We start from the raw sequence: 23757 nt of genomic DNA, 5'->3' as shown, positions 1-23757 counted from the left end.
ACCTCATTGCCCCCTTCCCCAACCACGAACGACCAAGCTTAATCAGGACATAAAAAAAGGATCAGGCGAACCTGATCCTTTTACCGTGCCGAATTTCCAAAAATTATTTCAGGCAGCAGACTTTACGGGACAGAGCTTGCTGCGCAGGCACGCCCACGTCTTTGCTCCCTTAATAATCGCTCTCGCGATAGCAGGGGTAGTGGTCGGCCGAAGCAACCGCGGATCATAGCCCGCAAAGCGGCGGTCATTCTCATCAAGGCAGAGCTGCATCAGGTCAGGAACATTGACGTCCATATTCGTCATGTCCTTGGCCCCGGTGACCGTGAAATTATTGTCCTGCGTGTGCTCTTCACCGCTCTCGTCGATGCTGCGCGCCAAGCCCATTCGCTCATACGCCAGGAAGATCCAGACGCCGATAACACGCGCTTCAAACCATGGGCGCTTCCAGAGCGGCATTGTTGCCCGGTGCCAGGCCAGCCAGTTCGCAAACAGCAGAATGTGACGGCATTCTTCCTGCATCACAGGCTCAAATGTCTCGATCAGTTCCGGCGGGAAGAGCCCTGCGCGCTCAGCCAAGGCAAACAGGCCAAAGGCGAAGAAACTGTCCACACATTCAGAAAAGCCCGTCACCAGGTAAGCCCATTCCGTGTCTTTCGGCTCCACATAGGGAGGCTCAGGCGCCATCGGAATTTTGTAGGCTTCAACCAGCTTGGTCAGAACTTCCTTATGGCGATTTTCTTCCCAGGCATTGCGGGACAGAGCGTCCTTCATGTCCGGGTCATCAATCATCGCCGCATAGGCGGCCATACGGAGGCGTGCCTTGCCTTCGGTCTGAACAGCAATATCCCAGATTGGCAGGGACGTGATGCGGTGCAGCGTTTCCGGATCAAGTTCTGGCCAATCAATGACCGAGGGCTTGTACGGATTGAACGTGTCGCGAAACATCTGCGCGACGGCCTTCTTGTGCTCTTCCGTTCCCGGCTTGAGAGGCCCCTTGATTGGGCTGCTCCAGTGGCGCGCCTCATAATCGACGCGCTCAAGCGTCTTCTCCGACGGTGCGTCGGGAAGGTGGGAATAGATTTCGGCCAGGCTTTTCATGATAGTCTTCGCGGCGTGCCCTGCGGCACGCCGTGCCCCTTGGAGCTTGTAGTTTTACTTCAGGTCGGTCGCGGAGTGGATGACACGGTTTACAAGCCCGTACTCAATCGCTTCCTTCGCAGACATCCAGTAGTTACGGTCCGTATCCTTGGCGACCTTCTCGTACGTCTGTCCCGTTTCCTTGGCGAAGATCCGGTTCAGACGCTCACGCATCTTGATGATCTCACGAGCTTCAATGTCGATATCCGTTGCCGGACCGCGCACACCGCCCATCGGCTGATGAAGCAGGAACCGCGTATTCGGCAGGCAAACGCGACGCTCCGGGCGGCCCGCTGCATAAATCAGCGCACCTGCGGAGGCAACCCAGCCAGTACCAATCATATTGATGGGCGCAATCGAATCCACGAAGCGGATCATGTCATGGATGGTGTCGCCACTCTCCACATGTCCACCCGGGGAATTCACATAGACGTCGATCGGCTTGTCGGACGAACCGGCCAGCGCCAGAAGGCGCCCCGTCACGTCACGGGCGATCTTGTCGTTGATCCCACCAAAGATCAGAACCTTGCGCTGGTCGAACAGGCGGCTTTCGAGTTCGCTGATCGGGCTGTTCAGCGTCTTGTTGTCGTCTTCCGGGGCCTCTGGGGCATCGGGCTCGTCGTCCAGACGGGTAAGGGTCATTCTGGTGATGTCCATGTCGTTTCCAGATCCATCGTGCGTCTTCATCCCCCTATCCTGCTCTTCGTTTGCCTTCATGCCAAGTCCGGGAAAGACGAAGTCTCGCCATCCCGATCACGAACGGCTAGTCTCCGCCCTGTTCAGAGATTTGGCGAAGGCAGGAACGGCACAGTGGGTTCAGGGAACATGACGCATCCCGGGAAAGCGGTAACGCGCAGAAATGCGGGAAAGATCCCGTTTATACTGCTGCTAGCCACGCCCCTCTTTACCGCCTGCCAGCATCAGGACGCCGTCGATGTTCCAGCTGGATGGTGGCACAGCTTTGAGGGCGGAGAAATCGCCAAGCTGCGTCCGCCTCCTCCGGGGCAGAACGAGCCCTACCCGCATGTAGGGCGCACGCCCACGAAGCTGCCGGAGATGCCGTCCCCCGAAGCTCGCATCAACCTCACGATGCAACTTGAAGCCCAGCGCAATCTTGCCCAGCGTGAAACAGCAGCGCACGGCACGTTGCCGGTAGCGCCGCCACCGCCTCCTCGGACGGCCCCTTCCGCCGTTAATCCAACAGGCACGGACTCAGATGAGCAGAACAGCCTGACCATGACGTCTGCTGGACAGCCCGCTCAGGATCCTGCCGCAACAGATACGTCCGCAACGCCTGCCAAGGCGCCTGCACCGGTGAAAACTGTCAAGTCTGACCAACAGAAGCAGCCAGAAGCAGAGCTTCCTCCCGTCATCGCCAAATCGATCCCGCCGACACCTCCCGGGGAATATCCGCAGATTGGCGCATTACCGCCACCGCCGCCCCAGTTCCCTGGCTTTGATATTCCGATGGACGCCAATCTGAGCGGTCCGCTTCGCCCGGATATTGACAGCTCCACGCCCGAAGGAACGCTAATCCGCTTTCAGCCTTCCACAGATCATGTGGTGGGCGACCCGTCTGGAGATTACCAGCGTCTGCTGTCCCATCGTGGCAAGCAGAAAGTAACGATTCTGGGCTTTGGGGCAGCCATGAGTGCGGATGCAGGGCTTTCCGCCGCAGATCAGGCAAGAGAAATCTCTCTGGGCCTTCTGCGTGCCCGGACCGTAGCTGATGCTCTTGTCAAAAGAGGTGTTCCGGCATCTGACATCAGCATTCATGCGGAAGCCATTGGGGACGGTGTCCGCGTACGGATTGGGGGCTGACCCCTTCCCTGCGCCATGCCCCCGTAAAGGACTGTTCCTCTTACGGAAAAACCTGTCTATCGTGCCTCCTCCCTTAATCTTCTCACCTTGAGCTGGTCATGACCGAAGAGTTCCACCGCATCCGCCGCCTGCCGCCCTACGTGTTCGCTGAAGTGAACAAGGCCAAGGCTGCCGCGCGAGCGGCCGGTGAGGACATTATTGATCTCGGCATGGGGAACCCGGACAGTGCTCCGCCGGCTCATGTCGTGCAGAAGCTGGTCGAAACCGTGGGGGATCCGCGCGCGCATGGCTATTCTGTGAGCCGCGGTATCCCCGGTCTGCGTCGCGCCATGGCAAATTACTATGAGCGCCGCTTCAACGTTTCTGTTGATCCGGAGACGGAAGTCATCGCAACGCTGGGATCCAAGGAAGGTCTGGCCAATCTGGCCGCGGCCATCACCAGCCCTGGTGACACGATCCTCGTACCTAACCCGTCCTACCCTATCCATCAGTTCGGGTTCATCATCGCAGGCGCGTCCGTGCGCTCCATTCCGGCCACACCAGATGAGGACATGCTGCGTGCGCTGGACCGTGCCGTGCGCCATTCCGTTCCGAAGCCGACCGCGCTGATCGTCAATTTCCCGTCCAACCCGACGGCATTCGTCGCCAATCTCGATTTCTACAAGGAAATCGTGGCCTTCGCGCGCCGGGAAAACATCTGGATCCTGTCGGACCTCGCCTATAGCGAGATCTATTTCAACGCAGATGAGCCACCACCATCCCTGCTCGCCGTACCAGGCGCGAAGGATGTGGCCGTGGAGTTCACCTCCATGTCCAAGACATATTCCATGGCGGGCTGGCGCATGGGCTTTGCCGTTGGCAACCCGAAGCTGATTCAGGCCCTGACGCGCATTAAATCCTATCTGGACTACGGTGCTTTTACGCCAATTCAGGTGGCATCTGTAGCGGCTCTGAATGGCCCACAGGATTACGTGTCGGACATCCGCGCCATGTACAAAGATCGCCGGGATGTTCTGCTGCGTGGCCTGAGCGCTGCGGGCTGGGACGTTCCTGCCCCCGCCGGATCCATGTTCGCATGGGCCCCTATTCCCCCCGCTTTCGCTGACATGGGGAGCGTGGAATTTTCCAAGCTCCTGCTGAAAGAAGCTGGTGTGGCCGTCGCACCCGGTCTGGGCTTTGGCGAATATGGCGAAGGGTTTGTCCGGATCGGACTTGTTGAAAATACTCAGCGGCTGCGTCAGGCGACGCGGGCCATCAAGAGCTTCATGAGCCGGCACGGTGCCGGTGCATCGACCGCTGACCTTCTTGGAGCTGCATCATCGTGAAACCACTGCGGATCGGACTGGCCGGACTAGGGACTGTCGGTGTCGGCGTCATTCGTCTCCTGCGGGAGAACGCTGAAACGATTACCGCCCGCGCTGGCCGCCCGATCGAGGTTGTGGCGGTTACAGCACGCAGCAAAAGCAAGGATCGCGGCGTCGACCTGTCTGCCACCCGCTGGCATGAGGACGCCGTATCCGTTGCTCAGGACCCGGAGATCGACGTTGTTGTCGAACTGATCGGCGGCTCTGAAGGTCCGGCGCGCGACATGGTGGAAACAGCCCTGACGCGTGGTCTGCCTGTCGTGACCGCCAACAAGGCGCTCGTGGCCCTGCATGGCTCCACACTGACACGTCTTTCAGCCGAAAATAATGCGCCTCTGCTGTTTGAAGCCGCTGTTGCTGGCGGCATCCCTGCCATCAAACTTGTGCGTGAAGGTCTGGCTGCAGATCGTCTCCACAGCGTGGGTGGCATCCTGAACGGCACCTGCAACTACATCCTCACGGAAATGCGCACGACTGGCCGGGATTTCGGAGATGTTCTGACCGAAGCTCAGGCCAAAGGCTATGCGGAGGCTGAACCTTCCACGGATGTGGACGGATGGGACACGGCTCACAAGCTGGCCATCCTTGCCGGCATCGCGTTTCAACCCATCGAATTCGACACCCTTCCTGTCCATGGTATCCGAGATGTGACAGCGGCAGATCTGACGTTCGCCAACGAACTGGGATACCGTATCAAACTGCTCGGCATGGCTCGTGCCAGCAAAGACAGCGGGATCGAGGCGTGGGTTCGCCCATGTCTGGTCCCCGCCAAGGCAGCCATCGCCGCCGTGGAAGGGGTATTCAATGCCGTCACCACACAAGGCCCGTTCAGTGGTCCTATCACCATTTCCGGTCGTGGAGCGGGCGAAGGCCCGACAGCCAGTGCCGTGGTGGCAGACCTGATCGATCTGGCCCGCGGTGCAGACCTTCCGGTCTGGGGCGTTCGAAATACACCAGCCCCCGTTGCCTGCACCAGCCTCGGGGAACTGAGGAGCGCCTTCTATATTCGTCTGGATGTGGAAGATCGCTCGGGTGTCATGGCTGATCTGACATCGGTTCTCCGGGACCATGATGTTTCCGTGCACTTTGTCTCGCAACATGATGCTGCAGCGGGACGTGCATATCTGGCCCTGGTGACGCATCAGGCCCCAGAAAAGGCTATTTCTGCAGCTATCACAGCACTTTCCGCGCTCCCTGTTGTTAAGGGAGCTCCCCTGGTGCTCAAGATCGAGGATTCTCTCCAGTGATCGATCCTACAAATGTTCTTCCCTACCGCGTAACTGACCGCAACCTGGCGCTGGAGCTTGTCCGCGTCACGGAAGCGGCCGCCATTGCCTCTGACCGCTGGACAGGCCGCGGCCTGAAGAACGACGCCGATGGTGCGGCTGTTCAGGCCATGCGCGCCGCCTTTGATACGGTCGCCATTGATGGCGTCGTCACCATTGGTGAAGGCGAAATGGACGAAGCGCCGATGCTTTACATCGGCGAAAAAGTCGGCTCCGGCGGCCCAGCCATGGACATCGCGGTCGATCCGCTTGAGGGCACGAATCTGTGCGCCAAGAGCCTGCCGAATGCCATTACGGTGGTCGCCCTCGCCGAGCGCGGCAAGTTCCTGCACGCCCCGGACATCTACATGGAAAAGATTGTCGTCGGCCCGGACCTGCCGGACGATGTCGTCAATCTGGACTCTTCCATCGAAGAAAACCTGCGCAACCTGGCAAAAGCCAAGAAGCGTGATGTTTCTGACCTCGTGCTCTGTACGCTAGACCGCGAACGCCATGAAGAACTGATTGCCCGTGCCCGTCAGGCTGGGGCCCGCGTTCAGCTTCTCAGCGATGGTGACGTTGCTGCGGCTATTGCAACCTGTATCGATGGCGGCGGCGTGGATCTTTATGCTGGTTCCGGCGGTGCTCCCGAGGGTGTTCTGGCAGCCGCAGCAATCCGGTGCATGAATGGTCAGATGCAGGGCCGTCTGCTGTTCGAAGACGATGCACAGCGTGAACGCGCCCGCGAGATGGCTGATGGCAAAGATCCAACACGCCTTCTTGGCTTGCACGACATGGCCGCCGGTCACGTTTTGTTTAGCGCTACAGGTGTGACAACTGGCTCCCTGCTGAAGGGTGTGGAACGGATCAGTCCAACCCGCGCCAAGACGCATTCGATCGTCATGCGTTCAAAATCCGGCACAGTTCGCTATATTGAAAGCCATCACGACTTCAGCCTGAAGACAAATCGACCATCCTGAATGGAGTAGCATGTTAGAAGACGATACGGGCCTGGTCCTCGGCGTATCCCGCAGCGCAGGCAACCGTCGGTGGATCTGGCGTGATCCACGTCTGGCAGAGGCGGATAACCGCCTTGCCCTTGGAATGGCTCAAAGAGCGGCCATCCCGGAACTTCTGGCCCGTATCCTGACTGCCCGTGGTGTTACAGCCACGGAAGCAGCCTCCTTTCTGGACCCGCGCCTGCGGGATCTCATGCCTGACCCTTCCTGTCTGCAGGATATGGACAAAGCTGCCGACCGGCTTGCTCGGGCTGTCCGCAACCATGAACATATCGGCCTCTTCGGCGACTACGACGTGGATGGCGCCTGCGGCACTGCACTGGTTTGTGACACTCTCCGGGAACTTGGTTGTACCGTCAGCACACACATCCCAGACCGCATGACCGAGGGCTACGGCCCCAACACTCCAGCACTCGAAAAACTGGTTTCCGAGGGCGTAACCCTGCTCGTCTGCATTGATTGCGGCACAGCAGCGATCGACATTCTGAACGGCTTTCACGGCCAAACGGACGTCATTGTCCTTGATCATCACAAGCCGGATGGTTCGATCCTGCCAAACGGCATTGTCGTTAACCCGAACCGCCTCGACTGCACCTCTGGTCTTGGCGCAATCTGCGCAACGGCCGTCGCTTTCCTGACCATGGTCGCCACCGTACGTCTTCTTCGGCGAGATGGCTGGTTTACGGATGGACGCGTTGCCCCTGACCTTCTTAAGCGTCTGGATCTTGCGGCTCTTGCCACGATCTGTGACGTCATGCCTCTTACCGGGCTGAACCGTGCACTTGTCATGCAGGGTTTGCGCGTCATGGCGCGCGGAGAGCGCCTGGGATTAGCCACACTGTCTTCTGTGGCGGGCGTGAAGGAAGAAGCCAGCGCGATGGCTTGTGGCTTCGCTTTGGGGCCACGCATTAACGCGGGAGGCCGTATTGCCAAGGCCAATCTTGGTTTGCGACTTCTGCTTTCCGAAGACGTCGTGGAAGCTCGCGCTCTTGCGGATGAGCTGGACAACGTGAACCGGCAACGTCAGAGCGTCGAAGCTGGCATTCTTGCTCAGGCGATGGAGCAGGCTGAACAGCAGATCGAAGCCAATCATGCGGTGATCTTTCTGCATGGTGAAACCTGGCACCCAGGTGTTGTAGGCATTGTTGCGGGGCGACTGAAGGAGCGATTCAATCGTCCGGCTTTGGTCGGCGCTCTCGCGGACGGAATTATCAAAGGATCTGCCCGGTCTGTTCCTGGGCTGGATATCGGCGCTGCAATCATCGCTGCCAGACAGTCCGGGCTTCTCCTGACAGGTGGTGGCCATGCCATGGCTGCCGGCTTCTCGCTGGAAGCAGGCAATGCGGCCACTTTCCATGAACTGCTAGACAACACGCTTTCCGAAGCACGCGCTCTTCCGGTTCAGGACGCATTACGGATCGATGGCCTAACCACACTTAGAGGAGCCTCGCTTGAAGTCGCTGCTCAGCTTGCGCGATTGGCTCCTTTTGGACCCGGTAATGAAGAACCTGTTCTGGCGATCAGCAATGTGCGATGCGTCAAAACCGACCGGATTGGCAAAGACGGCAACACACTGCGGGCAATGTTGCAGGGCGAGGACGGCGGAACCCGCCTGAAGGCGCTCGTCTTCCGTGCAGGAGACAAACCATTTGTCCCATTGCTGGAAGATCGGACGATGCCGCTGCTGCATTTGGCAGGGCATCTCAGGGTAGAAACCTGGCAGGAACGACAAAATCTAACTTTTTTCATTTCTGACGTTTCAAGTGCTTGACGGCAGAAATAAACCCCCTTATACACCCGCTCACGCCTCCAGTCCCGTTCGTCTAGAGGCCTAGGACACTGCCCTTTCACGGCGGCAACACGGGTTCGAATCCCGTACGGGACACCAAGCTTTTCAAAAGCTTACAGGCACATTTCTCAAAATGAAATGACGCAGATATCCAGCTTTGATCGTACTCTGTACGGTCTCAGAGCTGGAATTTTCTGTTTGTGCCCTCTGCATGAGACCGCGCTTATCGTTCAGGCATCTCAAGACTACCCCTTCCTAAAAATCGTCGTCCGGCTCTGAATTTCTCCTGAAGTCTGAAACCTTTTTTAACTCCTGCGATCACGATTCCGTGTCATAGACCAGACATCTTTTGACATGGAGAGCGTACTTGTCCCGTTTCCCCCTGCACATGGCCTGCCGCTCTGTTTTGTCCATTCGCGGCTTCCTGATGATGGGCACAGCGTTCGGTCTGCTCGCAGCACCTTCGCAGGCCTACGCAGATGATGATGTGATGTCTCGCATGGAAAAGGAGATGCACCGCCTTCAGGAAGCGCAGGCGCATGTTCAGCAGGAACAGGAAGAGATTAATCGCGATCTTGTCATGCTCCGCTCAGAGATGGCCAAGCATCATCACACGGTTCAGCCAGCAGACAAGACAACGACGAACACGACAATCGTCGCTCGCGGCACGCCTTCGAAGTCCGCCATTCATGGAGTTGCACCTCACGCGCCACAACTCCATTCGTCCCCGCACCCAACAGAACTTGCTTCAGAAGCAACATTCGCATCCAACGCCAACTCGCCTGAAGGACACGTCTCCCGCGCGCTCCCCTCATCAGAATCAAGAGACCGCGTCGCACGAGATCGTCGCGACCACGGGGTGACTGAGTCTGGCGCCGGATCTGAACTCGCCGTGGTCGGGAAGCGGACGGAAGATGTCATGGTGCGCTTTGCTGAAAACGGCGTCGGTCCCCATCCGCGTGAAACAATCGGCGCGCAGTCCGCAGGCGCCGTGGGCGACCATGGCGTGTTTCACCTTGGTCCTGTCACGCTCATGCTGGGTGGCTTTGTGGACATGGCGGCCGTTCTTGAGAACCGCCATGTCGCGTCCGGCACATTCAATTACTGGCAGGACATGCCGTATCCGAATGAACCGCGGTATCATACCAACAATTTTGACGGGAGCGCCCGATATAGCCGCCTCTCTCTTCTGGCGCGCGGCAACATCAATTCCGAAGCCACCATTTCAGGCTTCTTTGAATCCGATTTTGGCGCCGGTGCAGTTACGACGGATCCATATGAAAGCAACAGCTATGCGTTCCGGATGCGTCAGGCCTATCTGGCCTATGATGATAACAAAGCTGGCTGGCATTTCCTTGGCGGACAGGCTTGGAGCCTTCTGACGCCCGGCCGTATTGGTATCGTGGCCCGTCAGGAAAGCCTTCCGGAAACCATCGAAGCCTCCATGCTGGCGGGTCAGACATGGGCTCGCCAATGGCAGGTGCGCGTCGTCAAGGATTTCATGGACCACCGCCTCTGGGCCGGTTTCTCCATCGAAAACCCAGCAACCCTGTACGATACCACTGGCTTCACGAACACCAACGGCACGGTGTCCCTTCCAAACGGCAACACGGCCACGATTGGCGAAAATGGCGTTGGCCTGACGAATGACACGGCGAATTTCTCAAACGAAATCGCGCCAGATCTGATTGGCAAACTGGCTTACGATCCCAGCTGGGGTCATTACGAAGTCGAAGGGATTCTACATTTCCCGCATGATCGCGTGACCATCAATCATACAGGCCACAACAACGCCGCCATTGCGGGTGGCGCAGGGGGATCGCTGATCCTGCCCATCATTTCAGGCAAGCTGGAATTCCGCGCGGCCGGCCTCGCGGGATGGGGCATCAACCGCTACGGTTCAGTGCTGCTTCCGGACGCGACACTGAATGCCAAGGGCGACCCGGTGCCCCTCTTCGGTCTTCAGGCGCAGGCAGGCCTGATTGCACATCCCAACCCGCATATTGATGTGTATGGATATTTTGGCACACAGCGCGTGGGACATGCTTATTTCAACAGTGAAGGGTCGTCTTACGGCTACGGCAACCCGCTGTACTCAAATGCGGGCTGCCTCCAGGAGCTTTCGTCCCTCACCTGCTCCGCCAATACACGCGGCGTTTCAGAGGCGACGATCGGTGCCTGGTGGCGGTTCTTCAAAGGTCGCTTTGGCACTGTTGAAGGCGGCACCCAGCTTGCCTATGCACGGCGGGATATCTGGAAAGGTATCGGCGGTGATCCGCATACCAGCATGAGCCAGATCTTCTTCGACTTCCGATATCTACCCTTCCAGTAGCGCACGCCCGCACCAAAAGTCACGTGCACAGCGCACGCGGCTTTTTCCATTTTCAGCCCTTCGTCCAGTACCCGGACGCCTTGATCCACTGCGGCGAAATTCCACGCTCGTTTTCCAGAACACTCCGGATAGCGCGTGCAACGGATGCTTCGGCCGCAACCCAGATGAAGGTCTGAGGCGCGATCTGAATGGTTTTCAGGGCGCCTAAGAACGGCTCGGCCTGATGCGCCTGTTCGCTTGGACGATGAACCCAGACAGGTGTGTAGGACGCCTTCGTTTCGAAGGACTGTTCCTCTGAGGCATCTGTCACCGCAGCCAGTGTGGTGACAGGCGTTCCGGCATCCAGTTCCTCGACGCGCCTGCCAATAGCGGGAAGTGCGGTTTCATCCCCAATCAGAAGCCAGTTGCGAATATCTCCCGTAATGACGCGCGATCCTTTGGGGCCACCAATGGCCAGATGATCGCCGGGCTTGGCGCTCCGGGCCCAGTCCGCGGCCGGTCCGCCATCATGATCAACAAAATCCAGAACCAGCGTCCCAGCAGCGCGGTCAAACACGCGCGGCGTGTAATCCCGACGGGCCATGTCCCCATCACTCTGCGGAACAAAGATTTTGATGTGATCATCCGGCGACAGGCTGGGAAAATCCCGAAGGCTCTCATCCTGAAGCGTGATGCGGATCATATGTGGCGTCACACGCCCGACGTCCACAACAGTCAGGTCACGGCGTTGCAGCTCATGCATGACGCGACGGATTTCCGGGGGAGCAATGGTTGTGGTGTCAATAACGGTCATCTTCTCATCCTTGAATTACCCCTGAGTAACGGGTCTGAGGACTGCATGACGACAGACGCACAGGCCCGGCACAGCGCAGGGGCTGTTCGGTTCTGTGCGTTGATTGACGTTAACGCTTACGGAAACTGGAGACGTCCAGCCTCGATGTCATCTCCAGCCATGATCTGACTGGAGCATTCCTTCAGCTTTTCCCTTTACTGGTCCTCGACCGAAAATTCGATCGGAACAGTGAGGGACACTGTCGCCCCTGCAATCTCTTCCGGCGGCGGCGGGAACGGTTCTGCACGCCGGACAACCGCCAGTGTTTCTTCGTCCAGCAAAGCAAAACCACCACTTTTCCGGATTTTTGCAGACAAAACATGTCCACGCCGATCCATGACGAAAAACAGCACAGGAGTTCCCTCCTGATGCTGCGCCAGAGCTTCTGCGGGGTAACGCTTGAAACGTTCCAAACGCGCCAGAATATCGCCCTGCCAGGTCACGGGCGCGTTGCTGGAATGACTCGCGTGAGAGGCAGACGCCGCGCTGCTGCTCTGGGAGGGCGTACTATCGGCAGCAGGCGGAGCGGTCATCTTGTCAGCAACAGGAGCCTGCATCGCGACCGGTTTCACCGGCTGAGGCAGGCTCTTTGCTGTTTTCTTGTGAACCTTGACCTTCTCCACCTTTGGAACTGGCACGGGCGGATGCGGTGCCGGAGACGGCGGGGCATCCACCTGCTGAGGCGTATCCGGCTGCGGTTCCGGCGGCGTGACCATCTGCTGCGGCCCGGGATCGACATCCTGTGGAGGAGCAGGCGCAGGTGTCGGCATGGGGGACATGTCAATTGCAATGGCAGGCGGGGGGGCAGCACTTGGGGCCGCAACCTGTGGCGGCGCATGCGTCACGGCCCACCAAAGTGCCGTGCCTGTCAGAATAGTCATGGCGGCACCAGACAGGCCCCAGACACGGACACTTCGCTGGTCTTCGGTCTGCTGATACCATTGATACCAGTCGCGAAAGGTCGTGGGGAGAGACGCGTGTGAAGAACTCACGGCCCTTCCCCAGCCTCCTGCCCCTGAAGCGTGACAAGTGCGACCTTAAGGAAACCAGCCTTCCGAAGCTGCCCCATCACATCCATCAGCGTTCCATAATCGACGGTCTTGTCCGCCCGCAGGAAAATACGCTCCTCCTTGTTTCCCTTACTGGCTTTGCCGAGTGCATCAATAAGCTGATCCGAGCTGACGGCATCTTCGCCCAGAGCCAGCGTATGGTCAGCCTTGACGGTCAGGAAAACCGGTTCGTCCGGGCGGGGAGCAGGTGTTTCGGTTGAAGATGGCAAATCAACCGGCACGTTGACCGTCGTCAGAGGTGCAGCAACCATGAAGATCACGAGCAGAACGAGCATGACGTCGATAAACGGCGTCACGTTGATTTCATGCGCTTCCAGCACCGCCTCATCGGCATGACGAATATGAATAGCCATGCCTGCGATTACTCCGCAGCAGCCATGAAGCGGACGACATTGCCGCTTGCTGCAAGCGCCGCACGGGCCAGATCACGGGAGACCAGACGCATCACAAGTGACGTCAGATCCGCGACGCAGGCACGACAAGCCGCCGTCTGACGAGCAAGATGGTTGTAAATCACAACGGCAGGAATGGCAGCGACCAGACCAAGCGCCGTGGCCAGCAGGGCCTCTGCGATACCAGGAGCAACAACAGCCAGACTGGTCGCATGAGCAGCGGCAATGCCCGTGAAGGAGGACATGATGCCCCACACCGTTCCGAACAGGCCAATGAAGGGCGACGTCGCGCCAATCGTGGCGAGCACGCCAGTCCCTCGCATCAGGCGACGGCCCTCAGCAGCTTCCAGACGCTCAAGATGCAGAACAATCCGCTCCTTGATGCCGTCACGATCGGCAGGAATATCTTCCGAGCGGCGGCGCTCCGCTTCTGCGGCCAGCACCATGGCATGAGCGATACCCGCACCGTCGCGCGTCCATTCTTCTCCCAGATGCAGTGTGTCTGCGTCTTCCAGCGCCGTTTCTGATTTTTTGAGCTGCGCCCGCAAACGAATCAGCTCAACAGTTTTGGCAATGAAGATCGTCCACGTGACGACGGATGCCGCTGCCAGAAGCGTCATGACGCAGCGGACAACCGGCCCGGCGCCCAGAAACATCTGCCAGGGAGAGAACGTAAGAGACATCAAATAGGCCTGTCGGGGCGACTCTATGCGCCCTCCTGTCTCGAGGTTGGAACACCATATCCTTGCAGAAAACCGACATCTGTCTCGCGCAGTCCGGGCGACACGCACCACATGGATTGCAGAAACCCGCAAAGACCTTTAAGGGACGATAATGAGAGTCATTCTTAATTACAAGCAAGATTCTTAACCGCTTTGAAAAAAGCCCCGAGAGCCGTCCAAGGAAGAACACACCCATGTTGATCCACATCCCGAACGTCCTGTCTCCTGAAGAGGTACGCTATTGCCGCGACCAGCTTGAGACGGCGCAGTGGACAGACGGACGTGTCACAGCGGGAGAACAGTCTGCAAAGGCAAAACTGAACCTTCAGATTCCGCAGGATTCAGATGTGTGCCGTGAACTGGGCGAAATTGTTCTGAGGGCTTTAGGACGCAATCCAACTTTTAATAGCGCGGCCCTGCCCTTGCGAGTTTATCCCCCGCTTTTCAACCGATACGACACCGGAATGCATTTCAACGCACATGTTGATAATGCCATCCGCCCTATTCCAGGCGCTGGCTTCCGCATCCGGACAGATGTTTCCTCCACACTGTTCCTGTCTTCTCCAGAAGATTACGACGGCGGAGAACTCGTCATTCAGGACACGTACGGCAACCAGAACGTCAAACTGCCTGCGGGTGACATGGTGGTCTATCCGTCTACCAGCCTGCACAGCGTTAACCGCATTACGCGCGGTAGCCGCTGGGCATCGTTCTTCTGGTCGCAATCCATGATCCGCGACGATACAAAACGCGCTCTTATGTACGATTTTGACCGCTCCATCATCGAGACCCGCAAGGCGCTTCCCGATGATCACCCAGCGGTTCTGGGTCTGACCTCAACCTATCACAACCTTCTGCGGCAATGGGCTGAGCTCTGAAGTCGTCAGCCCTCCCTTAAAACGAATGAACCAGCACCCGGTATGATCTTTCGCCGGGTGAGATTTATGCCGGAACAGCGCTGAGCCGTTTCACGAGACCCAATTGACGCACAGCCTGTGCACCAATGCTTTTCAAAGCAGGATCAGCATAAGGTTGGACAGCAGCAATGATTGCTCGACAAACATCTGGCAGCCCTGTCTTCAAAGCTCGTTGAAGACAGGAGGCTGCCGCTGCGATGTCCTGATGAGCGAGCGCAAGACGTGAAAGATTAATCTCGGCCCAGCAATCTCCCCCCTCAGCCGCTGCTTGAAAAAAGATTTTTGCACCTTCCAGGTCGGGCGTTCCGGCAATCCCTTCCTCATGAAGCAAACCAAGCATATTGAGCGCTTTTGCATTTCCTTTTTCAGCAGAAAATACATACAGCCGATATGCTCGCGCACGGTCTTTGGGAACCCCATCGCCGAGTAACAGAAGATCGGCCAAGTTAAACATGGCCCACGCATCCCCGAGCTGTGCCGCTTCTTCAAAATATAAAGCTGCCTGCCCTGTATTCCGGACGACGCCCCAACCGCGCTCATAGGCGCGTCCCAGCATGTTCAATGCCGTAGGATGACCACTTCGCGCAGCCGCTTCAAAGTATGGGAAAGCGTCTGCAAACCGTCCTGTATCCACATGCATCTGGCCAAGAAGAAGCTGAGCCTGCACCTGAGGAGGACAGGTGATGGCCGGTATTTCCCGTTCAGCACAAAATCCGACTGACTGCTCGCACGAAGCCATATTTATCTACCGTTAATTCAGCAGAAAGCCCTCCCGGCCAGAAGCCGGAAGGGCTGAAACTACTTTTGTCGTGACTAACCTCAGAAATTTAGGCCAAAGCTTCCCATGAACGTCCGCCCCGACATGGGAACGGCACGCCCTGTGTTGAAAGCCGAACCATAGTTCAGATGGTTGGTCAGATTGTTGGCATTAAACTGCGCATGGTAACGACCGTAGTCGTAGGACACGATGCCATTCAGCGAGAAGTTGTAAGGCATCCGCGCTGTATTGGCTTCGTTAGCCCAGTAGCCTGAACTGTACTGAGCACCACCGCCAGCCTTCAGAGTGCCCTGCCCCGCTCTCAACACAAGATGGGACAGGTTATAGGTGCTCCACACCGAGAACGAATTGTGCGGAAGCTGGGGCGCCTGATTGCCGTGCAGCGTAGCGCTATGCGTCACCTTGCCGCCCATGTAAGCGTACGTCGCATAGAGGTCCCAGTTCTGGGTAATCTTTCCAGTTGCGCTCAGTTCGGCACCACGAATGCGACGGCCGGTTCCCGCATCCTGGAAGCCTGTGATGATGTTGCCATCGTCATCATAGGTATAGGAATTGTTCTGATTGATCTGGAACAGGGCGCCCGTTACGCCAAGGCGCTTGTTAAAGAAGTCGAGCTTACTTCCAACTTCAAACAGATCACTACGCTGTGGCTTGAGGTCACGCCCGTTATTCGCGACATCCGCGCTCCCGGCATTATTCGTCACAATAGACGAAGCATCCGTCCCAACCGGCTTATACGAGCGCGCGAACGTGAAATAAACGGTGGCATCCTTGGTGATGTCATACATCACGCTCGCAGATGGGCTGAACTTGTTAGAAGACTGGGATTGCGTTCCCGCGGCAGACGTCGTCGCACTCCAGAACTTGCTCTGATAACTGTCCCACCGGAACGTTCCGAACACGGACAACTTGTCGGTCAGATGGATCTTGTCTGCAAAGAACAGGCCCAGATCCCGAAAATCCGTCATGCGCCGTCCGGTTGATGGCCACGTGATGTATGTTGAGGGAGAGGAATAGTAAGGGCTACGGATTGTCTGATTGTTTGATCTGTTGACGTAGGTTCCCATGCTACGGTCATCCTTGGTGTAATTGATATCCACACCAGCCCGGATGTCGTGCTTCAGGAAGCCTGTATTGAATTTCGAACGCCCCATCATGACATTCTGAATGCCCCAACCATCCTGCTGGTAAGCAACGCCGCCACCTGCGCCATAGGGGAGAGTAGGATTTCCACCAGATAGAAAACTCGAAGCACATGCGCCGGAACACGCACTCGGGGTCGTCGCGGCATATTCACGATGATAATGGCTGAAGCGCGTGTCGTTGCTCAGCGTCAGCCACCGGGCAATTTCGGTCGCAAACTTTGAGGTGACCATGTGAATATTAGAATTGTCGCGGTCAAAGCTGCGCGTATATGTCGTATCGCGATTCAGCCCGTGTTCTGTAATGGGCGAATACGTATTGCCCGTCAGGATCATTGGCACGCCATAATCCGGCATTCCGCGGCTGCCGAGCCACTGATAGTTCAGGTGATAGGTGGTTTTCGTTCCCAAACCAAAACCAAGATCAGCCGCCACACCATAACGATCTGACCGCACATTGTTCCGGTCTGCCACATCCTGCTTGTTATACATGCCATTCACACGAAGGGCTGTATGCTTGCCAAGCTGGTAATTGACGTCTGCTGCACCGCGATACTGCATGCCGCTGCCAATCGACTGATCAAAAGCATAATGGTTTCCCAGATGCGCCTTTTTCAGCGTCTGGTTGATCACGCCACCAACGTTACCGGCACCGAAATATTCACCACTCGGTCCTTTAACCACTTCAACACTTTCCGTATTGAACGTGTCACGAACATACGTTCCAAAATCACGCAGACCGTCTTCGTAAATATCGCCACGCGCCTGCTGACCACGAATGCGGAACTGGTTGCCATTCATGCCACCATTGCCCTCCCCCGTAGACATCGTAATACCGGGAACATTGGCCAACGCCTGATCCAGAGTGAACAGACGCTGCTGTTCGATCAGAGCCTTGGGCACAACGCTGATGATCTGGGGCGTCTCCCGCACGGTATCCGGCATACGCCCGATATCCAGTGTCGTGTTGTTCGTATTCGTGGGTTCGGGTGTGGCCGTTTCGGTCTGTCCGTGAACCTTGACGGCAGGCAGACTGACAGACGCCGTATCATTCGTAACTCCGGCATCCTGCGCGTCTGCTTCTCCGGTTTCCGTCACACCGAGACCCGCGCCTAAAGCCAGAAGCACCAGTTTCTGCCACTTCCCAGAGGAAGAATGAGCTGCCTCAGTGAAAACCTGGCCCTCTGTCAGAGCGTGCGGGCTAAAATGTTCGTTTTTCGACGGCATGGAATCACCTGAACTCATGGACCTGACAATGTGCCGAAACAGAAACAGGCAGCTGGCCCGGGGATGGCACTCCCTTCCGTCACGATGGGTACATCGTCTCCAGGAATTCAGAGGTCTCTCATGGTCAGGCAAAGCCCAGGTTCAGCACACTGAAACTGGCGCTATCTTCCTCAGAAGAGTTGTTAATGCAACTGATTCTCATTAACCTGGCTATGACATAACATTTCACCTGACTCCCAGGCGTCCCATTTCCCCACGAATGGCCTGTGAAACCGTATCCCGCATCCATCGATGAAGCTGATCCATGTCCAGTCGTGGATGCCAGGCCTGAAACGCGTGGACTGGTGGAAGTACAAAAGGAAAATCAAACGTTTCAAGACCCATCTCCGCCAATGGCAGACAGTCAATAACGATCCGCGGTAAAGGAAGGATCATGTCTGTTCCACGCAGTGATTCGATAAGCGAATAATACGTCGGAACCACCATCGCGATGCGACGTGAGAGAGCATATCGCTCCTTCAGGATGACATCGATCGGGCCAAACGCACGCCCTTTCCGCGACACACTGACATGATCGTAAGCCACAAGTGCATGAGGGGTGATTTTTCCCTTAAGGATCGGATGCCCTGCCCGGACGAGGGCACTGAAAGACGTGTCGAACAGGGCCTTGCGCATGATTTCCGGACGCAGATCGTCAGTCGCCCCAATATAGAGATCTATGTGGCTTCCACGCAGGGCTTCACTGGCGGTCTCTTCAGACTCCGGGGAGAAAACAATGCGACATTCCGGGCAATCCTTCCGAAGGGCCAGAAGAATTGCAGGCCCGAAGGCACCCACAACAATATCATTGGCGCGAATGGTGAACTTTGGAGACATCGCCTTCAGATTCAGCTCCGCCCCTTCATTGAGCAGATCATCCGCATCTTTCACCAGTCCCTGAACACGGTCCCGGATACGGTTGGCGAAAGCCGTTGCAACCATGCGCCGACCGGACATGACAAGGATGGGGTCATTAAAAACACTTCGCAGACGCGCCAGATGCCGGCTCATGGCAGGCTCACTAACCTGTAATCTACGCGCGGCAAGCGAGACGCTCTGCTCTTCCACCAGCACCTGGAGATAACGCAACAGATCCAGGTCGTAGCGGCGGCCTCCTGACTTCCGGTTTGCCATGCACTTATCTCCCCTAATCGTGAGCGCCCTGTTCCAGCCGCATCAAACAGGAATAACGCAGTCCAACATACAGAAATGAAAGGCTTAAGAGAAACACTTCCAGAAAGTGGAATCCTCATCTGCCTGAAGTGTGGGTTTTTCTCCACCTGCGCATCGCCGATAGAAGCTCTCTGGCATCACGAGAGCACCTTATGGCTTTACCTTCACCCACCGCAGCAGCACCCGAACAACCCTCCTACATACCGCCGTTCGGAATGCGGACCATTATAGGGTGTCTTGGCATGTTGCTGGCTGTGCATGTTGCCGGATTCAACGAGCACATTACCGAAATCGGCCTGTCAGACATTCGCGGCGCCATGCATATCGGTCATGACGAAGGCACGTGGTTCATCTCGACCTACGAAGCCTTCAACATTGCCGCCATGGCCTTCACGCCATGGTTCTACATGACATTCTCGATCTACCGGTTTTCAATCTTCATGACAGCAGTGCTTGCCCTGCTGTCCATTCCGCTGCCGTTTATGCCGGATATGATTTCCCTGTGTTTCCTGCGCGCTGCACAGGGTCTCAGTGCAGGGTGTCTGCCGCCCGTCCTCATGACCGTGATGCTCAAATACCTGCCGCCGCCCATCAAGGTGTTCGGTGTGGGTGGATACGCCATGAGCGCGACATTCGGCCCTAATCTGGGTGGCCCACTGGAAGCCCTGTGGTTTGAGCATTTCGGCTGGCACTGGCTGTACTGGGAAGTCATTCCCCTCAGCGCCATTGCCATTGCCATGATGGCTTATGGCCTTCCCAAAGACCCTGTGCATCTCGAACGGTTCATGAAGTTCAACTGGCGCGGCTTCTTCATCGGTGTGCCGTCCATTTTATGCGTCGTCACAGTCCTTTATCAGGGTGATCGACTGGACTGGTTCCGCTCTCCGATTATTTCCCATCTGACGTTCTGGGGTGGGGCACTGTTTGTGGGCTTCCTGTTCCACGAATGGCACCATCACAGCCCGTTTTTCCGACTTCAGTACTGGAAGAACCGTAACATCGCGATGGCCATGCTTACCCTTGTAGGCGTTCTGGTCATCTGCAGTCTGATGATACAGATTCCGTCCACCTATCTGGCGGAAGTTCGCGGATACCGTCCGTCCCAGACAGCCCCTATCGCGCTGATGGTCGCTCTGCCACAGCTCATCATGCTTCCGTTGACTGCAGCCCTCTGCAACATGCGCTCGGTGGACTGCCGCTATCTGCTCGGCATCGGCATGAGCTGCCTCGGGCTGGCGGCGTTCCTCGGAACCTGGCTCACACCGGACTGGGTACGGGATAATTTCTATCTTCTGCAGGGCCTACAGGTAGTGGGGCAGCCCATGGTGGTCATTCCCGTTCTGGTGCTTGCAACCATGTCCCTCGGGCCGGCGGATGGGCCATTCATTTCCGGCATGGTGAACATGCTCAAGGGAATGGCCAGCGCCGTAGCTGCGGCTCTATTCGAGGTGCTGCTCAGACGTCGTGAGCAATATCATTCCAACATGCTGCTGGACAGGTCCGGCAATAACCGGACGTCCCTGTCCGGCATGGGAAACCCGATCGAAAACGCGATCCAGAACACCTCGCCAGATACAGCGCATGTCTCCCGCAATGCGTTGGAAATCTTCCATGACTACCTGCACGAGCAGTCTGTCGTGCTTGCTCTGGCCGATATCTACCTCGTCGTTGCGGTGGTGTGCGCCATCTACGTTGTTTTGAATTTCATTCTTCCGAAACGCGTCTATCCACCCGGCAAAGGCCCGGCACCAAAACCTGCAGCAACTCCCACTCCTGTTCCGGCGGCTCCCGTGACCGCCCCCGCACATTAAGATCCGGATCTCTCAGACATGATTTATGGAAAGCCTCTTCTTCTCGCCGGTTGTGCAGTCGTGGTTCTGACCGGACTGGCATGGAGCGCCGATCGTTTCTTCGTGGGTGATGGCGTTCACCAGAAAACCAATGATGCCTATGTCACGGCAGACTTCACGACCGTTGCTCCCAAGGTTGCGGGCCGGATCGACCGCGTGCTGGCGGAAGATAATGAAAACGTTCACGCTGGCGAAGAACTCGCCCATATCGAAGACGATGACTATCGCGCAGCCCTTGCCGCCGCCAGGGGTGACGTGGCAGCCGCAGAAGGTGATGTGAGCAACCTTCAGGCCATGTTGGCCCGTCAGGACAGCCTGATTGCCGCCGCTGCGGATACTGTTAAAGCTGACGAAGCCAGTCTGGCCTTCGCGCAGCAGAACGCCACCCGCTATCACAATCTTTCTGCAGGTGGGGCCAGCACGCTCGAGCAACAGCAGGGTGCCGATGCTCATCTTCGGGAAGCCATGGCAGCCCTCGCCCGCGACAAGGCTGGCGTTGACAGTGCCCGACAGCAGATCCCGGTTCTTCAGGCACAGATCCAGCGTGCACAGGGCGCCCTTCTCAAAGCACAAAGTACCGAACATCAAGCCGAGCTGAACCTGTCCTACTGCACCATTCCAGCACCGGTAGACGGCATTGTCGGTGAGCGTGGCGTGCGCGTTGGTGCTTATGTGCATCCGGGTACAGGTCTACTCGCTGTGGTTCCGGTTCAAAAAGCCTATGTGCTGGCCAATTTCCAGGAAACCCAGCTGACCAAGATGCAGACAGGTCAGCGGGCCACCATCTGGGTTGATACCTTCCCCGGTCATCCGCTCCACGCGCATGTGGACAGTCTGGCCCCAGCAACGGGCGTAGCCTTCGCTGCGATTCAGCCAGATAATGCGACAGGCAACTTCACGAAGGTCGTCCAGCGCGTTCCCGTCAAACTGACATTCGATGCAGGGCAACCACTGGCAGCCAGGGTTCGCGTCGGCATGTCTGTTGAAGCGGAAGTGGATACGGCCTCGCAGCCGGAAGGCCCACATGCCCGTGACAACCGCTACGCCTGGCAGTGAGACAGTCCATGCGCTTTTCCCTATCGCCGCGAATGGCTTTCCTTCTGTCTGTTACAGCGTTGAGCGCCTGTACGGTCGGACCGGACTATCATAAGCCCACTGACAACGCGCCCGCGCACTACCATGAGAGTGTTGCTCCAGCGACAGACCACCCGACAGAAGCCACTCTCGATCCGCAGTGGTGGCACCTCTACAACGATCCGGTACTGACACAGCTTGAAGCGGACGTTGTTCGCAGCAATCTGGACCTGCGGACAGCCGCGCTGAACCTGGCTGAAAGCCAAGCAGAGCGCCGGATTGCGAGTGCCGCGCAAATGCCCCGCCTGGATGGCGCAGCCTCCTACGCACGGGAGCGCGCCAGCACCAACGGTATTCTGGGGCTACTAGGAACAACAGAACAGGCTAGCCCTGGCGATATTGCCAGTGGTGCACAGGGGTTTGGCCCAGCCGCTGCCGACGGCGCCAAGGGAAATCCAGCCTTTAACCTGCCTCAGTATGGGTTAAGTGCCTCTTGGGAAGTCGATTTCTGGGGACATGTCAGAAGGCAGGTTGAAGCAGCCACAGCAGCCATGCATGCAACGGAAGACATGCAGCGCAATGTTCTGGTCTCCCTGATGGCCGAGACAGCACAGGACTATATTGCGCTCCGCAATGTGCAGGCACAGATTGCCATTACCCAGCAGAGCATCGAAACTGCCCGTCACAGCGTGGACCTGACAACACTGCGCTTTACACAGGGAACCGCTACCAAACTGGACGTCGCCTATTCCCGCGGACAGATGCACAGCTTCGAAGCACGGTTGCCGCCCTTAAAAAGCCAGAGCGTGCATCTCATCAATGCCCTTAGCTTCCTTGTCGCACGCGAACCGGGAGCGCTGGCCAGCACGCTGAATAAGCCCGGCATTATTCCACCCGTGCCAACCAATATTCCGACGGGCCTGCCGTCTCAGCTCGCGGACCGGAGACCGGATATCCGCGCGGCAAGGGAGCGTCTGCATGCTGCAACGGCGAGTATTGGTGTGGCTATTGCAGACTTCTACCCCCGCGTAACGCTGTCCGGCAGTTTGGATATTCAGGCTCTCCAGTTCAGCGGACTTGGGTCCTGGGCATCGCGTCAGTATGGCTTTGGCCCAACCATGACGCTACCGCTCTTTGAAGGCGGCCGCCTTACAGGACAGCTTCATCTTCGGAAAGCGCAGCAGAAAGAAGCCGCCATCGCGCTTCAAAAGACAATCCTGCATGCATGGGAAGAAATCGATGATGCCATGACGGATCTGAGCACGGCTCAGGAGCGCCAGAAACGGCTGGAAGAAAGCGTCACCGAGAACGAAACGGCCGTTCACATTGCCCAACTTCAGTATAGTCAGGGTGCCGGGGACTTCCTGAATGTCCTGACGGCACAGAGTGCGCTTCTCTCAACGCGAAGCGCCCTGTCAGAAGCCCGTGCAGGCGTCTCCGTCTCAATGACGCATCTTTACCGCGCTCTAGGGGGCGGCTGGGAAGGCTCTCTTTAAGCGTACCGGGTATTTCCCAACACTTCATTCTGTCGTTCGGCAAGAGACATCGCAGCCGGACGACAGATCTGACACCCCTCACGGTGCATCCCCGGCTGAGGATAAATTCAGCAAATCCATGAAATACCGCGTCCTTAGGACTTTTTGTATTTTCCTGACGGCCTTTTCTACCGAACAAAAAGATTCTGCCTTGACGCTTTTGGCTTAAAAAAGGTCTTTTTGTGATATTATCTTTCAGATATACCCACTCAAAAGCACCTTGTTAGTATTTTTTTAGTGTTTTCTCGCGACACTCGGACCTATGGCCAAGCGGGACAG

At 57.2% G+C, this 23757-nt stretch carries 20 protein-coding genes and 1 tRNA gene; 12 read left to right on the top strand and 9 right to left on the bottom strand.

The genetic code is table 11. From position 1 onward, the window contains the following. Nucleotides 1–108 precede the first annotated feature (108 nt). Together KP708_RS06340 and KP708_RS06335 are read right to left on the bottom strand one after the other, a co-directional pair. Entirely contained in the window at nucleotides 109–1098 is a 990-nt protein-coding gene (locus KP708_RS06340; protein ID WP_215749191.1) for a ferritin-like domain-containing protein, read from the bottom strand. A 54-nt stretch (nucleotides 1099–1152) separates the two neighbouring features. After that, nucleotides 1153–1794 (bottom strand): ATP-dependent Clp protease proteolytic subunit, encoded by a 642-nt coding sequence (locus tag KP708_RS06335; RefSeq protein ID WP_062023155.1) that lies wholly within the window; start codon nucleotides 1792–1794, stop codon nucleotides 1153–1155. 168 nt (nucleotides 1795–1962) lie between these two features. On the opposite strand from KP708_RS06335, the gene KP708_RS06330 reads away from it, so the two are divergent. The 7 genes from KP708_RS06330 (at nucleotide 1963) to KP708_RS06300 (ending at nucleotide 10727) form a co-directional block, all read left to right on the top strand. Continuing rightward, complete coding sequence (locus KP708_RS06330; RefSeq protein ID WP_215749192.1) at nucleotides 1963–2958, top strand: hypothetical protein; 996 nt, start codon at nucleotides 1963–1965, stop codon at nucleotides 2956–2958. Between the two features lie 98 nt (nucleotides 2959–3056). Beyond that, complete coding sequence (locus KP708_RS06325) at nucleotides 3057–4283, top strand: LL-diaminopimelate aminotransferase (protein WP_046900077.1); 1227 nt, start codon at nucleotides 3057–3059, stop codon at nucleotides 4281–4283. Then, on the top strand, nucleotides 4280–5569 hold the full coding sequence (locus KP708_RS06320) for a homoserine dehydrogenase (protein WP_215749193.1): 1290 nt from the start codon (nucleotides 4280–4282) through the stop codon (nucleotides 5567–5569). Before KP708_RS06325 ends, KP708_RS06320 begins: the two co-directional genes overlap by 4 nt. Next, nucleotides 5566–6567 (top strand): class II fructose-bisphosphatase, encoded by a 1002-nt coding sequence (gene glpX, locus KP708_RS06315; RefSeq protein ID WP_202206310.1) that lies wholly within the window; start codon nucleotides 5566–5568, stop codon nucleotides 6565–6567. Before KP708_RS06320 ends, glpX begins: the two co-directional genes overlap by 4 nt. 10 nt (nucleotides 6568–6577) lie before the next feature. Beyond that, complete coding sequence (gene recJ / locus KP708_RS06310; RefSeq protein WP_215749194.1) at nucleotides 6578–8377, top strand: single-stranded-DNA-specific exonuclease RecJ; 1800 nt, start codon at nucleotides 6578–6580, stop codon at nucleotides 8375–8377. Between the two features lie 41 nt (nucleotides 8378–8418). After that, nucleotides 8419–8494 (top strand) — tRNA-Glu (locus tag KP708_RS06305). Between the two features lie 328 nt (nucleotides 8495–8822). Next, nucleotides 8823–10727: a hypothetical protein gene (locus KP708_RS06300; RefSeq protein ID WP_408872091.1), complete on the top strand. Its 1905-nt coding sequence runs from the start codon at nucleotides 8823–8825 to the stop codon at nucleotides 10725–10727. Nucleotides 10728–10779: 52 nt separating this feature from the next. Here KP708_RS06300 and KP708_RS06295 read toward each other — a convergent pair whose 3' ends face one another. Then, nucleotides 10780–11520, bottom strand: coding sequence for a siderophore-interacting protein (locus KP708_RS06295; RefSeq protein ID WP_215749196.1), 741 nt, complete (start codon nucleotides 11518–11520; stop codon nucleotides 10780–10782). Nucleotides 11521–11565: 45 nt separating this feature from the next. On the opposite strand from KP708_RS06295, the gene KP708_RS15935 reads away from it, so the two are divergent. Further along, nucleotides 11566–11688 carry a hypothetical protein gene (locus KP708_RS15935; RefSeq protein WP_256445235.1) on the top strand — a complete coding sequence of 41 codons (123 nt, stop codon included), beginning with the start codon at nucleotides 11566–11568 and terminating at the stop codon, nucleotides 11686–11688. Between the two features lie 26 nt (nucleotides 11689–11714). On the opposite strand, the gene KP708_RS16020 is transcribed toward KP708_RS15935, so the two are convergent. From KP708_RS16020 to exbB, 3 genes are read right to left on the bottom strand one after another with little or no spacing between them, the layout of a single operon-like run. Then, nucleotides 11715–12551, bottom strand: coding sequence for a TonB family protein (locus KP708_RS16020; protein WP_215749198.1), 837 nt, complete (start codon nucleotides 12549–12551; stop codon nucleotides 11715–11717). Next, nucleotides 12548–12982 carry a TonB system transport protein ExbD gene (gene exbD, locus KP708_RS06285; RefSeq protein ID WP_046900084.1) on the bottom strand — a complete coding sequence of 145 codons (435 nt, stop codon included), beginning with the start codon at nucleotides 12980–12982 and terminating at the stop codon, nucleotides 12548–12550. Before exbD ends, KP708_RS16020 begins: the two co-directional genes overlap by 4 nt. Nucleotides 12983–12990: 8 nt before the next feature. After that, the gene (exbB, locus tag KP708_RS06280; protein ID WP_046900085.1) at nucleotides 12991–13704 is read right to left on the bottom strand and encodes a tonB-system energizer ExbB; all 714 of its coding nucleotides are present in this window, start codon (nucleotides 13702–13704) and stop codon (nucleotides 12991–12993) included. A gap of 233 nt (nucleotides 13705–13937) precedes the next feature. Here exbB and KP708_RS06275 point away from each other — a divergent pair, with 233 nt between their 5' ends. Next, nucleotides 13938–14621, top strand: a complete 684-nt coding sequence (locus tag KP708_RS06275) for a Fe2+-dependent dioxygenase (RefSeq protein ID WP_202206305.1) — start codon at nucleotides 13938–13940, stop codon at nucleotides 14619–14621. Between the two features lie 64 nt (nucleotides 14622–14685). On the opposite strand, the gene KP708_RS06270 is transcribed toward KP708_RS06275, so the two are convergent. The 3 genes from KP708_RS06270 to KP708_RS06260 all read right to left on the bottom strand — a co-directional run bounded on the left by KP708_RS06270 (nucleotide 14686) and on the right by KP708_RS06260 (nucleotide 18980). Continuing rightward, nucleotides 14686–15399: a tetratricopeptide repeat protein gene (locus KP708_RS06270; protein ID WP_215749200.1), complete on the bottom strand. Its 714-nt coding sequence runs from the start codon at nucleotides 15397–15399 to the stop codon at nucleotides 14686–14688. Nucleotides 15400–15479: 80 nt separating this feature from the next. Continuing rightward, complete coding sequence (locus KP708_RS06265; protein WP_215749202.1) at nucleotides 15480–17807, bottom strand: TonB-dependent siderophore receptor; 2328 nt, start codon at nucleotides 17805–17807, stop codon at nucleotides 15480–15482. 225 nt (nucleotides 17808–18032) lie between these two features. After that, entirely contained in the window at nucleotides 18033–18980 is a 948-nt protein-coding gene (locus KP708_RS06260; RefSeq protein WP_215749203.1) for a LysR family transcriptional regulator, read from the bottom strand. 191 nt (nucleotides 18981–19171) lie between these two features. Here KP708_RS06260 and KP708_RS06255 point away from each other — a divergent pair, with 191 nt between their 5' ends. From KP708_RS06255 to KP708_RS06245, 3 genes are read left to right on the top strand one after another with little or no spacing between them, the layout of a single operon-like run. Further along, entirely contained in the window at nucleotides 19172–20830 is a 1659-nt protein-coding gene (locus KP708_RS06255) for an MFS transporter (protein ID WP_215749205.1), read from the top strand. 18 nt (nucleotides 20831–20848) lie between these two features. Beyond that, nucleotides 20849–21925, top strand: coding sequence for an HlyD family secretion protein (locus KP708_RS06250; protein WP_215749207.1), 1077 nt, complete (start codon nucleotides 20849–20851; stop codon nucleotides 21923–21925). 32 nt (nucleotides 21926–21957) lie between these two features. Next, entirely contained in the window at nucleotides 21958–23439 is a 1482-nt protein-coding gene (locus tag KP708_RS06245; RefSeq protein ID WP_215749464.1) for an efflux transporter outer membrane subunit, read from the top strand. Nucleotides 23440–23757 lie beyond the last annotated feature (318 nt).

The sequence above is a fragment of the Gluconobacter sp. P5H9_a genome (assembly GCF_018812085.1).
Taxonomy (GTDB): Bacteria; Pseudomonadota; Alphaproteobacteria; order Acetobacterales; family Acetobacteraceae; genus Gluconobacter.
This window is presented reverse-complemented; position numbering and strand designations above follow the sequence as displayed.

Excerpts from the sequence above, each read along its gene's own strand:
- KP708_RS06340 (WP_215749191.1), bottom strand. The coding sequence starts at position 1,098 with ATGAAAAGCCTGGCCGAAATCTATTCCCACCTTCCCGACGCACCGTCG.
- KP708_RS06335 (WP_062023155.1), bottom strand. The coding sequence starts at position 1,794 with ATGGACATCACCAGAATGACCCTTACCCGTCTGGACGACGAGCCCGAT.
- KP708_RS06330 (WP_215749192.1), top strand. The coding sequence starts at position 1,963 with ATGACGCATCCCGGGAAAGCGGTAACGCGCAGAAATGCGGGAAAGATC.
- KP708_RS06325 (WP_046900077.1), top strand. The coding sequence starts at position 3,057 with ATGACCGAAGAGTTCCACCGCATCCGCCGCCTGCCGCCCTACGTGTTC.
- recJ (WP_215749194.1), top strand. The coding sequence starts at position 6,578 with ATGTTAGAAGACGATACGGGCCTGGTCCTCGGCGTATCCCGCAGCGCA.
- KP708_RS06300 (WP_408872091.1), top strand. The coding sequence starts at position 8,823 with ATGATGGGCACAGCGTTCGGTCTGCTCGCAGCACCTTCGCAGGCCTAC.
- KP708_RS06295 (WP_215749196.1), bottom strand. The coding sequence starts at position 11,520 with ATGACCGTTATTGACACCACAACCATTGCTCCCCCGGAAATCCGTCGC.
- KP708_RS15935 (WP_256445235.1), top strand. The coding sequence starts at position 11,566 with ATGACGACAGACGCACAGGCCCGGCACAGCGCAGGGGCTGTTCGGTTC.
- exbD (WP_046900084.1), bottom strand. The coding sequence starts at position 12,982 with ATGGCTATTCATATTCGTCATGCCGATGAGGCGGTGCTGGAAGCGCAT.
- exbB (WP_046900085.1), bottom strand. The coding sequence starts at position 13,704 with ATGTCTCTTACGTTCTCTCCCTGGCAGATGTTTCTGGGCGCCGGGCCG.
- KP708_RS06275 (WP_202206305.1), top strand. The coding sequence starts at position 13,938 with ATGTTGATCCACATCCCGAACGTCCTGTCTCCTGAAGAGGTACGCTAT.
- KP708_RS06270 (WP_215749200.1), bottom strand. The coding sequence starts at position 15,399 with ATGGCTTCGTGCGAGCAGTCAGTCGGATTTTGTGCTGAACGGGAAATA.
- KP708_RS06265 (WP_215749202.1), bottom strand. The coding sequence starts at position 17,807 with ATGCCGTCGAAAAACGAACATTTTAGCCCGCACGCTCTGACAGAGGGC.
- KP708_RS06260 (WP_215749203.1), bottom strand. The coding sequence starts at position 18,980 with ATGGCAAACCGGAAGTCAGGAGGCCGCCGCTACGACCTGGATCTGTTG.
- KP708_RS06255 (WP_215749205.1), top strand. The coding sequence starts at position 19,172 with ATGGCTTTACCTTCACCCACCGCAGCAGCACCCGAACAACCCTCCTAC.
- KP708_RS06250 (WP_215749207.1), top strand. The coding sequence starts at position 20,849 with ATGATTTATGGAAAGCCTCTTCTTCTCGCCGGTTGTGCAGTCGTGGTT.
- KP708_RS06245 (WP_215749464.1), top strand. The coding sequence starts at position 21,958 with ATGGCTTTCCTTCTGTCTGTTACAGCGTTGAGCGCCTGTACGGTCGGA.